The 14,458-nt window shown below is 47.5% G+C and carries 15 protein-coding genes; all 15 read right to left on the bottom strand.

Going from position 1 to position 14,458, the window contains the following annotated elements; genetic code table 11:
• Nucleotides 1-27 precede the first annotated feature (27 nt).
• Nucleotides 28-768 (bottom strand): MBL fold metallo-hydrolase, encoded by a 741-nt coding sequence (locus tag BLV66_RS00315; protein WP_086985469.1) that lies wholly within the window; start codon nucleotides 766-768, stop codon nucleotides 28-30.
• 237 nt (nucleotides 769-1,005) lie between these two features.
• Nucleotides 1,006-2,436, bottom strand: coding sequence for a protoporphyrinogen oxidase (gene hemG / locus BLV66_RS00310; RefSeq protein ID WP_086985470.1), 1,431 nt, complete (start codon nucleotides 2,434-2,436; stop codon nucleotides 1,006-1,008).
• 118 nt (nucleotides 2,437-2,554) lie between these two features.
• On the bottom strand, nucleotides 2,555-3,640 hold the full coding sequence (locus BLV66_RS00305) for a M42 family metallopeptidase (protein WP_086985471.1): 1,086 nt from the start codon (nucleotides 3,638-3,640) through the stop codon (nucleotides 2,555-2,557).
• 112 nt (nucleotides 3,641-3,752) lie between these two features.
• Entirely contained in the window at nucleotides 3,753-4,112 is a 360-nt protein-coding gene (rplT, locus tag BLV66_RS00300) for a 50S ribosomal protein L20 (protein WP_086628381.1), read from the bottom strand.
• A gap of 53 nt (nucleotides 4,113-4,165) precedes the next feature.
• Nucleotides 4,166-4,366, bottom strand: coding sequence for a 50S ribosomal protein L35 (gene rpmI, locus BLV66_RS00295; RefSeq protein ID WP_086628382.1), 201 nt, complete (start codon nucleotides 4,364-4,366; stop codon nucleotides 4,166-4,168).
• A gap of 30 nt (nucleotides 4,367-4,396) precedes the next feature.
• Nucleotides 4,397-4,900 carry a translation initiation factor IF-3 gene (gene infC / locus BLV66_RS00290; RefSeq protein ID WP_086628383.1) on the bottom strand — a complete coding sequence of 168 codons (504 nt, stop codon included), beginning with the start codon at nucleotides 4,898-4,900 and terminating at the stop codon, nucleotides 4,397-4,399.
• Between the two features lie 260 nt (nucleotides 4,901-5,160).
• Nucleotides 5,161-5,661 carry a 2-amino-4-hydroxy-6-hydroxymethyldihydropteridine diphosphokinase gene (gene folK, locus BLV66_RS00285; RefSeq protein WP_086985472.1) on the bottom strand — a complete coding sequence of 167 codons (501 nt, stop codon included), beginning with the start codon at nucleotides 5,659-5,661 and terminating at the stop codon, nucleotides 5,161-5,163.
• A gap of 4 nt (nucleotides 5,662-5,665) precedes the next feature.
• Nucleotides 5,666-6,034 carry a dihydroneopterin aldolase gene (gene folB, locus BLV66_RS00280; RefSeq protein ID WP_086985473.1) on the bottom strand — a complete coding sequence of 123 codons (369 nt, stop codon included), beginning with the start codon at nucleotides 6,032-6,034 and terminating at the stop codon, nucleotides 5,666-5,668.
• Nucleotides 6,027-6,806: a dihydropteroate synthase gene (folP, locus tag BLV66_RS00275; protein WP_086986002.1), complete on the bottom strand. Its 780-nt coding sequence runs from the start codon at nucleotides 6,804-6,806 to the stop codon at nucleotides 6,027-6,029. The genes folB and folP overlap by 8 nt, the downstream gene beginning before the upstream one ends.
• A gap of 85 nt (nucleotides 6,807-6,891) precedes the next feature.
• Entirely contained in the window at nucleotides 6,892-7,449 is a 558-nt protein-coding gene (folE, locus tag BLV66_RS00270) for a GTP cyclohydrolase I FolE (protein ID WP_086985474.1), read from the bottom strand.
• An 18-nt stretch (nucleotides 7,450-7,467) separates the two neighbouring features.
• Complete coding sequence (locus BLV66_RS00265) at nucleotides 7,468-8,658, bottom strand: amidohydrolase (RefSeq protein WP_086985475.1); 1,191 nt, start codon at nucleotides 8,656-8,658, stop codon at nucleotides 7,468-7,470.
• A 320-nt stretch (nucleotides 8,659-8,978) separates the two neighbouring features.
• Nucleotides 8,979-10,913 (bottom strand): threonine--tRNA ligase, encoded by a 1,935-nt coding sequence (gene thrS, locus BLV66_RS00260; RefSeq protein WP_086985476.1) that lies wholly within the window; start codon nucleotides 10,911-10,913, stop codon nucleotides 8,979-8,981.
• Nucleotides 10,914-11,508: 595 nt separating this feature from the next.
• A complete protein-coding gene (dnaI, locus tag BLV66_RS00255) occupies nucleotides 11,509-12,435 on the bottom strand; it encodes a primosomal protein DnaI (protein ID WP_086985477.1) in 927 nt (308 codons plus the stop codon).
• Complete coding sequence (locus BLV66_RS00250; protein WP_086985478.1) at nucleotides 12,435-13,868, bottom strand: replication initiation and membrane attachment family protein; 1,434 nt, start codon at nucleotides 13,866-13,868, stop codon at nucleotides 12,435-12,437. Before BLV66_RS00250 ends, dnaI begins: the two co-directional genes overlap by 1 nt.
• A complete protein-coding gene (nrdR, locus tag BLV66_RS00245) occupies nucleotides 13,868-14,410 on the bottom strand; it encodes a transcriptional regulator NrdR (protein ID WP_086985479.1) in 543 nt (180 codons plus the stop codon). Before nrdR ends, BLV66_RS00250 begins: the two co-directional genes overlap by 1 nt.
• Nucleotides 14,411-14,458: the final 48 nt, after the last annotated feature.

The following is a 14,458-nucleotide window of genomic DNA, read 5'->3' as shown; positions in this document are numbered from 1 at the left end:
TTGGTTTGGTGCGGTTGATGGATGCAATCAGATTGTAATGATCCGATCTTTTTCGGCAAGCGTGACTGATACGGACGGTGCTGCTTCTTTCGCTTGATCCAGCAACACGGATAGCTCGCCTTTTTGAGGCAAATGCGTCAGGACCAGCTGTTTGACTGCCGCTTCTTCCGCTATCGCACCAACTTCGCCTGCAGTCATATGCGCATGGTGAAGCTCGTTCCCGTTGAACAAGTTCGCATCAGCCAAGAACAGGTCAGCAGCCTTCACAAAGGGCACAAATGCTGCTAAATAGGCTGAATCCGCACCGAAGACGAATACTTTTCCGGTGGTGATTTCTTCGATCCGTAACGCATAGCACGGGACCGGATGGATGGTTCTCAGAAATCGGATCCGGAATGGCCCTAATTCCAACGTTTCCGCTGGCGCGTAGGCAATCCCTTCACTCACACCCGGCATCTCCAACAAGCGGAAAAATTCCGATTCAGCATGACCGTATATAGGCAGTATTTTTTTCAGCTTGCCTTCTGCAGGCTCTTTTAGCTGAAAAGTGTATTGCAGGACACCCAAATCCGCAATGTGATCTGCGTGATAGTGGGTCAAAATGACAGCATCCAAATCCAACGGGTCCAGATGATGTTCCAGCGACAACAAAGCATTGCTGCCGACGTCGATCAATAGTTTGAAGTCATCGGATGTCAGCAAATAAGCCGTCGTACCGACATCTTTTGTAGGATAGCCACCCATGCAGCCCAAAATAGTCAATTCCATTAAACGTCCCCCAATCCAATATCTGATAAACAAAGAATACTATTCAGATTATAACATGCCTTTGGCCCTCGACAATGGTAAACTCTTTCACGGCAACAGAAAGAAACAGTTTTCACACTCAACAACAACAGTTCTTTATCTTCGGATTCATTATAGCACCAAACAAAAACAAACTCTATATGAATTTAAAAACAGTCCACCATAATCTGAAAACATACAGATTGGCGGACTGTCCTATTACGCATTTGGACTATCATTATTTTCCAGTTGTTTCATGTAACGGATCGCTTCATGGGCTAAGCGTTTCCCCTCAATGATAGCATTTTCCAAACCATAACCAGTGATTCCATTTCCCCCTATAAAAACACCTCTTTTTGCATACTCTCTACGAACTGGATAAACTTCTTCCAACATCTCTTGTCTTTGCTGCAAACTGAAATGAGGCACGGCTTTTTCCCAGCGATAAAAAGTGGACTGCAAAGGCTCCTCGGTCAGAGCCAAAATTTCCTTCACTTCATTTTTGATGATATCCATCACGAGATCATCGGCTAATTCTATCAAGGTTTCTTCCAGACGTCTGCCGAATTCTACAAGTACATAATAATAATCCGCTTGTTCGAACAGCGGCCACTTGTTGTTCAAAACAACAACCTTCGTGCTATGAAAGGAACTTTTCCGCGGAATCACAAACCCTTGCCCTTCAGGTAGATTATTGACTGATTTTTTATTTATTTTGAAAAAAACGGTACCGACACTTGTGCTTTGGGCCTTCGGGAAATCATTCTCCTTAGCGAATCCTTCCAAAAACCCAAGAGCTTCTTGGGGGTTAGTCGTGATGACAACACTCCCAGCACGCATGGATTCACGTCCGTTCAATTCAATCATGAGAAGATCTTCTGACACATTGCTCAACGATTTAACTTTCTGATTCATGTATAGATGGCCTTCCGTATGTTGGGCCAGCCGTTTAATCAAGCTTGCCAAACCTCCCTTGAAGGTATATTCCTGACCGGAGCCATCCGCATAGCGCATCAGCTGCTCTTTTTTGCCTTTTCCGATGTGGGCCTTCCCATAGATCGTCACTAATTTTTCATCAAATAATTTCACTGGCATCAGTTCCATGGAGCCATAGACGTTATCCGGGTAGTAGGGTTCAGCCATATAATCGACCACTTCTCGTCCCAAACGGAATTCCAAAAAGTTGTCGGTTGAATATTCCGGGTTCTCATGCAAGCTTTTAGACAGAAACACGCTGTTCATGAACGCTCGGAGCTTTGCATCCAAAGTCAATCCGTTGGCCTGCCAAATGTCATTCAGAAAGAGCGGCATGCCATGGTAAGTAGGCATAATGTCATCAATGACCGCATTTCCATCGAACAACACCAGTTTTCCCCCTCGGCTGTATTGTTTTTCATCTTCCAAACCTAATTCCTGCAGAAAATCGGAAATATCCGCGCGTCTCGAATCGAAAGCCGAAGCCCCTACATCAATCGCATAACCATCCATATCTATCGTATGGATCATGCCGCCAACCAAGGCTCGATCCTCAAGAATGACATACTCAAACGGGAGGTTCTGTTCCCGGATGGCTTTATCGATTTCGTAAGCGGCTGTCAACCCTCTCAGGCCGCCGCCAATGATCGCGATACGTCTTTTCATCTTCTCCATCCTGTCATCCCCTCCTCTTGCTTTATTGACATCTACTTTTTCATTATCTATATCTTACTCTATCCAACAACGAAAATATGTGGATACTTTTCGACAGATATTCATGCTGTTCGTATTTTTAGACGTTTGCGCGGATCTGTTTTACTGTATCGGCGTCCAAACGTTTGACCAATTCCGTGACCAATTTGACCGCATTCAGATAGTCATCTTCATGAATAATGGACGTGTGCGAATGCAGATAACGTACCGGCACTGTGATCGCAAAGGAGGGAATGCCATCCAAACTCTGATGCTGGGCACCTGCATCAGTGCCGCCGCCTGTAATGACTGTGTACTGGAATGGAATTCCGCATTCTTCGGCAACGCCGACAATGAAGTCGCGCAAGCCACGATGCGGAATCATCGACGCATCATAAATCAATAACTGCGGCCCTTTTCCTAATTCGGAATCCGCTTCTTGAGGCGTCATTCCCGGGGTATCCCCTGCCGTGCCTGTATCCAAAGCAAATGCGATATCAGGACGGATCATATGCGTGGCCGTCTTCGCTCCGCGCAGACCTACTTCCTCCTGCACATTCCCGCCGCTGAATATCACATTCGGGTGCCCAGTTTTTGCGACATTTTCCAACACTTTGAGCGCAACAGCCAGTCCGATACGGTTATCCCAAGCTTTCGCTAGAAGGAATTTTGAATCGTTCATGCGTTTGAAGCAAGTGTAAGGTGTAATCATATCGCCGGGCTTGATGCCCCATTCCGCTACTTGTTCTTTCGAAGAAGCACCGATATCGATGAACATATCTTTGATTTCATAAGGTTTTTTGCGTGCTTCCGGCGTGAGCACATGCGGCGGTTTGCAGCCGATGATCCCGTGGTAGCGCTCGCCTTTCGAGTTGGTGATCTCCACTTGCTGGGCCAGCATGACCTGATTCCACCAGCCTCCCAAAGTTTGGAATTTGATGAATCCCTTCTCGGTTATGGTCGTCACCATGAATCCCACTTCATCCAAGTGCCCAGCCAACAAAATGGTTGGCCCCTCTTCCATGCCTGTATGCTTGGCAAAGAGACCGCCCAATCCGTCCTGCGAAAAGCTTTCGGCGAAAGGTTTGGCATAAAGTCTGAAGACTTCACGGACCTCCCCTTCGTTGCCCGGAACGCCTCTAGCATCCGTCAAATCGATCAGCATCTGTAATTCTTTCTCTTCCAAAATGATACCCCCATTGATTTACTGACATAATATCAGTATAGCATTCACAGTAAAAAAAACAAAAAAATCGCCGCACTCCCAGTCAAAGACCGGAGAGGCAGCGATTCAAAAATTATTTAGCCAAAGCAGCTTTAGCTTGTTCAGCTACTGCAGTGAAAGCTGCAGCGTCTGTTACAGCCAAGTCAGCCAACATTTTACGGTTCATTTCGATACCAGCAAGTTTCAATCCGTGGATCAAAGTGCTGTAGCTCATGCCGTTGATGCGAGCAGCCGCGTTGATACGAGTGACCCATAATCTACGGAAGTCACGTTTCTTTTGACGACGGTCTCTGTAAGCATAAGTATAAGATTTCATTACTTGTTCTTTAGCTGTTTTGAATAATGTATGTTTTGAACCGTAATAACCTTTAGATAATTTAATAATCTTTTTGCGGCGTTTACGGGTTACTGTCCCACCTTTTACACGTGGCATAGTGATTTCCTCCTTATTAGAACCAAAGTTCTATCTCGTATTGTTGTTTAGAATTATTTCATTTGTGATAATTGTTGGCTGATGCGTTTCATATCAGATGCGCTAACCATTGAAGCTTGACGCAATTGACGTCTTTGTTTCTTCGTTTTTCCGTGGAATCTATGGCTTGTAAAAGCGCTCCAACGTTTTAGTCCGCCGTTACCAGTTCTTTTGAAACGTTTAGCTGAACCACGGTGAGTTTTTTGTTTTGGCATTTGTCTTTCCTCCTAAATTAAGTTACAAATTTATTTATCGGCTTTTGGTGCCAACATCAAGAACATGCTTCTTCCGTCCATTTTAGGATGAGATTCAATCGTCGAAACGTCAGTAAGCTCAGATGCAAGGCGATCAAGGACCCTTTGTCCGATTTCTTTGTGGGTGATCGCACGTCCTTTGAATCGGATGGATGCTTTCACTTTGTCACCTTTTTCTAAGAATTTGCGAGCATTCCGCATTTTCGTTTGAAAATCATTTTCGTCGATGGAAGGACTCAAGCGCACTTCTTTAAGGCTTACCACTTTTTGGTTTTTACGGGCTTCACGTTCACGTTTTTGTTGATCGAAACGGAACTTGCCGTAATCCATAATACGGGCAACGGGCGGGTTTGCATTTGGCGATACCAAAACTAAATCTAAGTTTGCTGCTTCTGCAATCTGCAATGCATCACTTTTCGATTTGACTCCTAGTTGCTCGCCGTCACTACCGATAATGCGTAGCTCGCGGGCACGGATGCCGTCGTTAACCATCATATCTTTTGCTATGGTCGTTCACCTCCATGATATTTGAGAGAAAGAACGCAGAAAAAAGTCGGCGGGTCATACTACCCCGCCGACAATACTCGCATTGCTGCAAGTTACTTGTACATATCTGGCCCAGGGACGCAATTGTCCACTTAGGCGAGAAGCGGGTGCCTCTGCTTAATTTCTCAACTTTTATAGTATACCTTGTTTATATGAAAACGTCAAGAGCATTTCTCTAAAAATCTTCATTTTCAACATACGTCAATCATTCAGTATTCTGGTGCGTATTTCCAGATTTCTTCGAGATCATTCGCTGGCAATTCCGCCACCAATTCATTGACTGTTTTATTCCACTCCGGAACGGTTAATTCGGGATTCAGTTCCTGCAAGGGCAACAGTACAAAGGCGCGCTCCTGCATCCTTGGATGCGGCACGATCAACCGTTCCTCTGCGAAACTTTCCACTCCGTACAAAACAATGTCAACATCTAGCGTGCGCGGGCCGAAGCGGATGGTCCGCACTCTTCCGAGCTCCTGTTCGATGCTTTGGCATTTGTCCAGCAAATCCAACGGCAACAAATCCGTTTCCGCTTCGAACACTAGGTTCAGGAAATCCGGCTGATCGAGATAGCCGACGGGTTTCGACTCATAAATGGAGGATACGCGCTTCACTTCCAAATCCGTCAAGGACCGAAAGAGCTCCAAAGCTTTTTCGAGATGGTCCGCGCGTGGTTCCAGATTCGTGCCTAAGGCGATGTAGACGACAGGCATGATCTTAGCTCCCTTCCCTTTCGCGGTAGATTTCAACCGCAACGGAATCATAATGACCGACGATCGGAGGATCCGGTTTGATGACTTTCACTTGGCAAGCCTGCAGCCCGTCGAAGCGCGCAAACAAGGCGATGGCGATGTGCTCAGTCAAAGCTTCGATCAGGTTGAAGTTTTCACCCTCCACTACCGCTTTAACAGCCTTGTAGGCATGGCCGTAATGGATGGAATCCTCCATTTTATCGCTGTAGCCGGCTTTTCTTGTATCGGTGTGCAGCACAACATCTACATTGAATCGTTGTCCCAACACCTTTTCTTCCGCATTCAATCCATGAAAGGCATAAAACTGCAGATTATTCAAATAGATTTTATCCAATTGGGCTCTCTCCTTTTTTCAACATGATATCCATCATCCGGGCCATTTCCGCATTCGCCCTCACATTATGCACGCGGAACAATTGCGCGCCATTCATGATGCCTAGTGCAGTCGTTGCGGCTGTCCCCAGATCGCGCTCCTTGAAAGGGAGATCCCCAAGCGCCGTTCCGATGAACCGTTTCCGAGAAGTTCCCAATAGCACTGGGTAACCTAGCTCCGTAAATCGCTTTAGATGATGGACTACATTAAGATTGTCTTCATAGGTTTTTCCGAATCCGCAGCCGGGATCCAGGATGATGTTTTCCCTTTTGACGCCTGCGGACACTGCGATCCGCACGCTCTCCGCCAGATCAGCCAACATATCTTCGATCAAAAATGCATAATCTGATTTTTCCCGGTTATGCATCAAAATGATCGGCACATCAAATTCCGCCGCCACCGCCGCGATCTCTGGATCGTACTTGCAGCCCCAGATGTCGTTGATGATATCGATGCCAGCTTCACAAGCCGCACGGGCGACCGCCGACTTGTAGGTATCAATCGAAAGTGGTACATCGACCGCCTTTTTGAGCGCTTCAATGATTGGCACCACGCGGGCAATTTCTTCTTCATCAGAAATCTGGGTGTGGCCAGGACGGGTGGATTCTCCGCCGATGTCGATGATGTCGGCGCCTTCCGCAACCATTTCGATAGCGTGGGCAATGGCTTTTTCGACCGTGTTCCACTCCCCTCCGTCGGAAAACGAATCGGGCGTCACATTCAGTATCCCCATAATATGGCTACGCTGCGACAGATCATATATTTTTGTATTCGTCGTTAATTTCAAAGTTCATTCTCCTCGTCAGCGTGTAATGTGTCTACAGTTTGATCAATTCCAGCACTTCGCTTCTGGATTTGAATGATTGTTTGAATGCGCCACGGACTGCGGATGTCACGGTCTTGCTGCCCGGCTTTTTCACGCCTCGCATCGTCATGCACATATGCTCGGCTTCCAAAACCACCATGACCCCCTGCGGTTGCAAATGCTCCATCAGGATATCCGCAACCGTCGTCGTGATCCGTTCTTGGATCTGCGGTTTTTTGCTGACCTCATCCAGGATACGCGCCAGCTTGCTTAAACCGATCACCTGTCCATCTTTTGGCATATAAGCGATATGGCCTACCCCGAAAAACGGAACCAGATGATGTTCGCAAGTGGAATAAAATGGAATGTCCTTCACCAATACGATTTCGTCGGTATCTTCATGGAAAACCACCTTAGCGTGATCGGCAGGGTCTTTCTCGACACCGGAAAAAATTTCCGCATACATGCGCGCCACCCGCTTCGGTGTATCTTGCAGTCCCGAGCGGTTCGGATCTTCCCCAATCGCTTCCAAAATCATTTGGACGGCGGTTTCAATCTTTTTTAAATCCATTTTTATCCTCCTAAACGCTCATTCCCCGGCTAACGCCGCAAGGGTAATGTCAGCGACTGTTTTAGCCGCGACCAATAGAGCTTTTTCATTGATGTCAAATTTCGGGTGATGATTATTGAAAACTTCTGCCTGTTCCGGGCGAGCGCCGACATTCAGGAAAGCGCCGGGGATTTTCAGCAGATACTGTCCGAAATCCTCCGCTCCGGTGTTGGCAGAAGTTGCGATGACCTGGTTCAAGTATGACCCGACACCATTTTTTTCCAGAACAGCAGCAGCTTTCGCAGTCTCTTTCGGATGGTTGTACAAAGGCGGGTAATCTGAGTTGTAGTCGATTTCCACTTTCACGTCATACATTTCTTCAAGTCCGCGGCCAATCCGGTGGAAATGCTCCTCGATGACTTTTCCGACTGCAAGATCCATGTAACGGGCATCCCCCCGCAGAATCAAGCTGTCCTTGATGACATTGCTGCTGCCGACCGCCTCGAAGGAGCCAATCGTCACAACAGCCATGTCATAAGGGTTGATGCGCCGGGAAACGATGGTTTGCAGATTCATCACGAAGCTTGATGCCGCCACGATTGTATCATTGGAGCGATGCGGCTGCGAACCATGCCCGCCCGTCCCCTGGATCGTGACTTTGATGTCGCTGCAGCCTGCATAAGCGTAGCCGCTAGTGTAAAAGACGGTGCCAACTTCATAATCCGGATAGAAATGGATGCCGTAGATTTCATCGACATCGTCAAGCAAGCCGGATTCCACGATGCTCTTGGCACCTGCCGGGGCCATTTCTTCGGCATGCTGATGCACGATTTTGACGGTCCCTTCCCACTGGTCCCGCAGACGGATCAGGCAATCAGCCAAGACCATCAGATAGGCGGTGTGTCCGTCATGTCCGCAAGCGTGCATGACGCCTGGATTTTTGGATGCGAATGGCAGACCGGTCTGTTCCTCAATCTGCAGCGCATCGAAATCCGCCCGCAACGCTATGGTGCGGCCGGGTTGTTTCCCATTGATCGTGACAACGATGCCATAACCGTTTCCGACGTTCGTCTGCACATCAACCGGTTTATCTTCATAGAAACTGGCGATGAACGCAGCCGTTTCCTTCTCGTCGAATGACAGTTCGGGATGCTCATGGAAATAACGGCGCAGAGAAATCATTTCATCTTCGCGGCCATCCAACATTTTCATCAATTCATCTCTTAACATCTTCTCATCATCCCCCATTAAGCAAAATAAGAAAAGCTGAACGGGTTCGCTCAGCCCTGAAAGAAATTTAGGAAATCGTGCCGACTGAGCATCATAGAGCGCAATAGGTACGATTTATCTAATTTCCGAAGGGCTTACCCGTGAAGCTAGCCAACTTTTTTGGTTGCATAAAACATTTTATACTTTCCTCTAATATAAAGATGAAGGCCCGGAACACAAACTGCCATGTTCCGGGCCTTCATCAAGCTAACAGAATCAAAGCTACATCACTGAAACTTATTGTATCATGATTTACTCAGAAAGATGTGGATTTGATAAGATTATTTGAAGTTTTTGATTTCAGATTGAACCTCAGCCAAGAAATCATCTATGCTGAAAGTAACCATTTCTTTCGAGCCATAACGGCGGACAGTAACGGTTCCGTTCAGCAATTCCTGATCGCCTATAACCAACTGATAAGGGATTTTTTGAGTCTGGGAAGCACGGATTTTGTAACCCATCTTCTCGTTGCGGTCATCGACTTCGACGCGCATACCCAACTGTTCCATTACGGCTTTCAGTTCAAATGCTTGATCGGCATGCAGATCAAGATTGACAGGGATGATCGTTGCTTGGACAGGAGCCAACCATACCGGGAATGCCCCTTTATACTCTTCAATCAGATACGCTACAAAACGCTCCATTGTGGAGATAACGCCACGATGGATGACGACCGGACGATGGTTATTTTCACCGTCTTCGCCGACATAAGTCAGATCAAAGCGCTCAGGCAACAGGAAGTCCAATTGGATAGTGGACATCGTTTCTTCCAAGCCCATCGCTGTCTTGAACTGCACGTCCAATTTAGGGCCGTAGAAAGCAGCTTCGCCGATCGCTTCGAAATATTCCAAACCGAATTCGTCCATTGCTTCCTTCAGCATCGCTTCTGCGCGGTTCCACATATCGTCGTCATCGAAGTATTTCACTTTGTCTTCAGGGTCGCGATAGCTCAGACGGAAACGGTAATCGCTGATCTGGAAGTCTGCATAAACATCCATGACCAACTGCAGCACGCGTTTGAATTCGTCCTTGATCTGATCCGGACGGACAAATGCATGTGCATCATTCAGAGTCATTTCGCGTACGCGTTGCAGACCGGACAAAGCGCCGCTCTTTTCGTAACGGTGCATCATGCCCAATTCCGCGATGCGGATCGGCAATTCACGGTAGCTGTGGATGTCGTTCTTGTAGACCATCATGTGGTGCGGGCAGTTCATCGGACGCAATACCAACATTTCGCCATCGCCCATATCCATCGGTGGGAACATGTCCTCATGGTAGTGGTCCCAGTGGCCGGAAGTTTTGTACAATTCCACATTCGCCATGATCGGTGTATAGACGTGCTGGTAACCCAGGCTCACTTCTTTATCGACGATGTAACGCTCAAGTGTACGACGGATTGTTGCGCCTTTCGGCAACCAGAACGGCAAGCCGGAGCCGACTTCAGGAGCGATCATGAACAGGTCCAACTCTTTGCCTAATTTGCGGTGATCGCGCTCTTTGGCTTCTTCGCGCATCTTGATGAATTCAGCCAAGGCTTTCTTGTCGAAAAAGGCTGTTCCGTAGACACGTTGCATCATTTTGTTGTTCGAGTTCCCTCTCCAGTAGGCACCCGCCAACGACAACAGCTTGAAGACTTGGATTTTGCCTGTTGCCGGTACGTGAACGCCGCGGCAAAGGTCAGTGAATTCATCTTGCGTATAGACAGTGATAACGTCACCTTCAGGCAACGCTGTGATCAATTCAACTTTGTAAGGATCATTTGCGAAGATTTCCAAAGCTTCCGCTCGGCTCACTTCACGTCTGACGATTGGATAATTTGCCTTCACGATGTTCATCATTTCCGCTTCGACTTTCGACAAGTCTTCTTCGGCAAGCTGCACTTCCATATCGGTATCATAATAGAAACCAGTTTCGATCGCTGGCCCTACACCAAAATGAATTTCAGGGAACAGGCGCGTCAAGGCATGCGCCATCAAGTGGGCAGTCGAGTGACGCAGGATACCCAATCCGTCTGCGTGATCAGGTGTCACGATTTCAAGTGAACCATCCGTCTCCAATCGGCGTGTGAAGTCGACCAATTCCCCGTTGAATTTTCCGGCCAAAGCCTTTTTGGCCAGGCTGTTGCTGATGCTTTTTGCTACTTCTTCCACTGTTACGCCGGCTTCGAATACTTTTACGGCGCCATCAGGAAAAGTGATTTTGATTTCTGACATGCTGATTCCTCCAATTAATTAAATTCTGTACGTACAATGTGGATGACAAAAAAGGCAATAAAAAAAGCCCATCCCCAGCTTAAGCCGGAAATGGGACGTGTCTACGTGGTTCCACCCAAATTTAAAGAGTGCGACAGGCATCCACTTAAGATTCTGTCTCATCCTTACTTGAACGCGATAACGAGCGTACCGTTTCCCCCTACTGCAGTTTCAGGGAATCTCTCGAAAGGGGTCGACACATGATTGATTAGGATGTTTCACCAAGCCATCCCTCGCTAAAAATCAGTTCATCCATCGGTGTCTTTCTCATCGATTTGTTTTTCGTTTCATCTGTAGTCCATTTAAACACAAAAAACAGTTGTTTTCAAGTTTAAAATACTAAAAGCTGAACGGGTTCGCTTAGCCCTGAAAGAAATTTAGGGAATCGAGCCGACTGAGCATCGTAGAGCGCAATATGCTGGGAGACTTCCTGCGTCAGCAGGTTAGTCGAATAGTATCCTTGGCTCGTAGAGACAAGGGGTTCCTTCATCCTTTCCGAAGGGCTTACCCGTGAAGCTAGCCAACTCTTTTGATTGCAGAACAGCTTTGCGTCAGCCTATTGCTCGAAGCGGCGGTTCTTCCCGGTCATAGGAATTTCGCGCGACAAGAAGCGGATCCGTTCCATCAGACGTTTAGCCTTCATCGGCTCGTCATCGCCCCGGTTACCCATGCGCAAATGCTCCTCCAACTGTTGCATCGTAAAGTTGGAACTGAAGAATGTCGGCAAGTCTTCCTGCATACGGTACTGGAGGATGACGCCGAGCACTTCATCGCGGATCCATGTAGAATTGGCTTCTGCTCCGATATCATCCAACATCAGAACCTCCGCTTTCTTCACGGCATCAATCTTTTCGTTGACCGTGTTGCTCTGGATTGCCTGCTTCATCTCCATCGTGAAGGTCGGGTAATGCATCAATGTCGTCAGATGTCCGCCCATCGCCAATTCATGCGCGATTGCGCCCAGAAGATAGGATTTCCCGACTCCGAACGGACCATAGAAATAAAGGGCCTGGTGGTGTACTTTCGGGTTTGCATTGAAGGCATCAATGAAATTCAACGATTCCAGAATGGCCGGCATCCGCTCGTTTGATTGGACAAACCGATCCAACGTTGCCGTGCGTACATCCTTCGGCATCGACATCGAATGGACGCGACTCCGCAATTCCTTTTCCTTTTCCCTCGCCATCGTCTCATTGGTCGGTGTATAGACAACATCTATATAACCGGCATTCAGCACAAGATGCGGCTCATAGCCAGGATTCTGCGATTCTTTCCCCAGCCGGATTTTATCTTTTTCCTGCACATATTCGTGCAGTTTTGAATAACTTCTCTCGACGATTTCCTGAGTCAGGCGCTCTTCGTGCTTCTGGAAGAACGCTTGGACATCAGCATCCTTCATGATAGTTTCGATCATGCCTTTATAGCGTTGGCTGATTTCGGGATTATTCATATATTTGTAGAATGCTCTTCCGATATGATCCATCACTCATCCCCTGCCTTTCCGCTACTTTTTAATTTTTTGATGCGTTCATTCAATTTTTGTTGCGCTTCCGGCGTCAGAGGTGTTTCCACAACCGATTTATGTTCCTCTTTAGCCCAATCAGGCAAGTTTTCTTTCTTGCGCGCCACCGTTTTCCCGTAATTCTTTGCGGTTGTTCGGCTGGCTGCACGCTTTTCTGCTTTCGCTTTCATCTCTCCAGCGAATTGCTTCGCTTTCGCCAAGGCTTTTTCGGGTGAATCGACACCATCCTGCAGCCAATCGTTTGCGATTGCCTCCACATAGGCCTTCGAAAGATGCGGATTATTGAGGATGACCAACACGTAATGCGTCAATACATTGAGCACACTCGGCTTGAAATCGGCCTTTTCCATCAGCGTCCGCAACAATTGCGTTTCCGAGGCGGTCACGATGCCTCCTTTTTGCTTTTTGATGCTGGTCAGAAACTGATGAGGCGTCAATTGCTCACACGCCTTGATGAACGCAATCTCTTCACTGGAAAAGCGTGCCTGAATCAATTTTTGTTCCCGGCCTTTTTCAGTGTCTTTTGCCAGTTGGATGCTTTGGGTGACTTTGTCCTTTATCTCTAAACGGGTGCTGTGCCTCTGTTCATAGGCAGCAGACACAATTTTTTTCAGGGCCTCCCCGTCGACTTTTCCTGATTCGATGTCAGCGGCCTCCAGGATGAACTGGGCCATCTGCAGTTCATCGCAACCATACAGCGTGTAGAGAATAGTGATGGTGTGCTCCAATTCCTTTGTGATGGATTCACGTTTGACGAATTGCTTGTTCAACAGCTGTCGGAAAAACGAGAAGTCAAACCCATCATTCTCGATCACGGGCAGGCTTGCTGCGTTATCACCCAACAACGTATTATCGTTCTGTCTCATGCGCACTTGCTCCGTAAAGGCGCTTTCCGAGAAAGAAAAAACATCCAAAAAGGACTTGGTGATGTTTTCCGCATTTTTTACGTCGCGGACTTGTCGGCTGAACCGCTGCTGTAAGTCGCGGAATTTCCGTTCGCCGACTTTTTCATACAACAGCAACCCCATCAGGTCATCACTGAAAAAAGCATGACTGGACAGCGGCTGCTGCAATTCGTATAGGTACTGCTTCTCAGGCTCGTTTACAAGCAATGTCTTCAGTAAACCGATCCCTTCCAATTTCACCCGTGCTTGATAGAACTCTTGAATCCCGCTATTCAATAAAGCCAATAATTCGGTATGAAGCAGATCTTTGCTCCAATAGCTCTCTTGCGGAATCTCCGCAAGCAGCGTCAAATAAAGGCTGAAAGCTTGTGGTCCGATGATGGGCTGATACAATTGCGTCAGGATTTTGCGGTCCACATCGGAAATCAAGCTCGTCTGGCTTGCTCTGAAAGGATCCTTAGGGCTTATATTTTGCCATGGATAGCTCATTATTCATTGTCTTCCTTTCCGGGGGCTGCCTCGTGGGGAGGAGCATCGGATTGTTGGATGTCTGAAGATTCAGCAGCCGCTTGTTGGGCTTTTTTCTTCTCCATGTTCTTCAATTCATCAAGGAAGGTTTTACGGTCCGAAAATTGGCGGTAAACACTTGCGAAACGGATGTAGGCGACATCGTCTATTTTGGATAGCTTATCCATGACGAACTCCCCGATGACGATGCTGGATACTTCATTTTCTCCAAGCGCTCGGATTTCAGCTTCCACCTCATTAACGACAGTCTCCAGTTGTTCAAGGGCGATCGGCCGTTTTTCGCAGGAGCGAATCAATCCCCGCAACAACTTTTCACGGCTGAATTCTTCGCGCGCGCCATTTTTTTTGATGACAAGCAGCGGCGTTTGCTCGATCCTTTCGAATGTAGTGAAGCGGAAATGGCATTGTTCGCATTCGCGACGGCGTCGGATGGCTTTCCCGTCATCAGCCGGACGACTATCTACAACACGCGATCCGTGATAGTGACATTTTGGGCATTGCATCGGTTTTCCCCCTTTTCTTTCGTTTATTATCACTTCATTATAACATAC

The sequence above is a fragment of the Trichococcus collinsii genome (assembly GCF_900107505.1).
Classification (GTDB): domain Bacteria; phylum Bacillota; class Bacilli; order Lactobacillales; family Aerococcaceae; genus Trichococcus; species Trichococcus collinsii.
Note: the sequence above shows the minus strand (reverse complement) of the source record. Positions and strands in the feature narration are given on the sequence as shown.

Bases quoted from the DNA above. Each gene is read 5' to 3' on its own strand.
- BLV66_RS00315 (WP_086985469.1), bottom strand. From the start codon at position 768: ATGGAATTGACTATTTTGGGCTGCATGGGTGGCTATCCTACAAAAGAT.
- hemG (WP_086985470.1), bottom strand. From the start codon at position 2,436: ATGGAGAAGATGAAAAGACGTATCGCGATCATTGGCGGCGGCCTGAGA.
- rplT (WP_086628381.1), bottom strand. From the start codon at position 4,112: ATGCCACGTGTAAAAGGTGGGACAGTAACCCGTAAACGCCGCAAAAAG.
- rpmI (WP_086628382.1), bottom strand. From the start codon at position 4,366: ATGCCAAAACAAAAAACTCACCGTGGTTCAGCTAAACGTTTCAAAAGA.
- infC (WP_086628383.1), bottom strand. From the start codon at position 4,900: ATGATGGTTAACGACGGCATCCGTGCCCGCGAGCTACGCATTATCGGT.
- folK (WP_086985472.1), bottom strand. From the start codon at position 5,661: ATGCCTGTCGTCTACATCGCCTTAGGCACGAATCTGGAACCACGCGCG.
- folP (WP_086986002.1), bottom strand. From the start codon at position 6,806: ATGGGGATACTGAATGTGACGCCCGATTCGTTTTCCGACGGAGGGGAG.
- folE (WP_086985474.1), bottom strand. From the start codon at position 7,449: ATGGATTTAAAAAAGATTGAAACCGCCGTCCAAATGATTTTGGAAGCG.
- BLV66_RS00265 (WP_086985475.1), bottom strand. From the start codon at position 8,658: ATGTTAAGAGATGAATTGATGAAAATGTTGGATGGCCGCGAAGATGAA.
- thrS (WP_086985476.1), bottom strand. From the start codon at position 10,913: ATGTCAGAAATCAAAATCACTTTTCCTGATGGCGCCGTAAAAGTATTC.
- dnaI (WP_086985477.1), bottom strand. From the start codon at position 12,435: ATGGATCATATCGGAAGAGCATTCTACAAATATATGAATAATCCCGAA.
- BLV66_RS00250 (WP_086985478.1), bottom strand. From the start codon at position 13,868: ATGAGCTATCCATGGCAAAATATAAGCCCTAAGGATCCTTTCAGAGCA.
- nrdR (WP_086985479.1), bottom strand. From the start codon at position 14,410: ATGCAATGCCCAAAATGTCACTATCACGGATCGCGTGTTGTAGATAGT.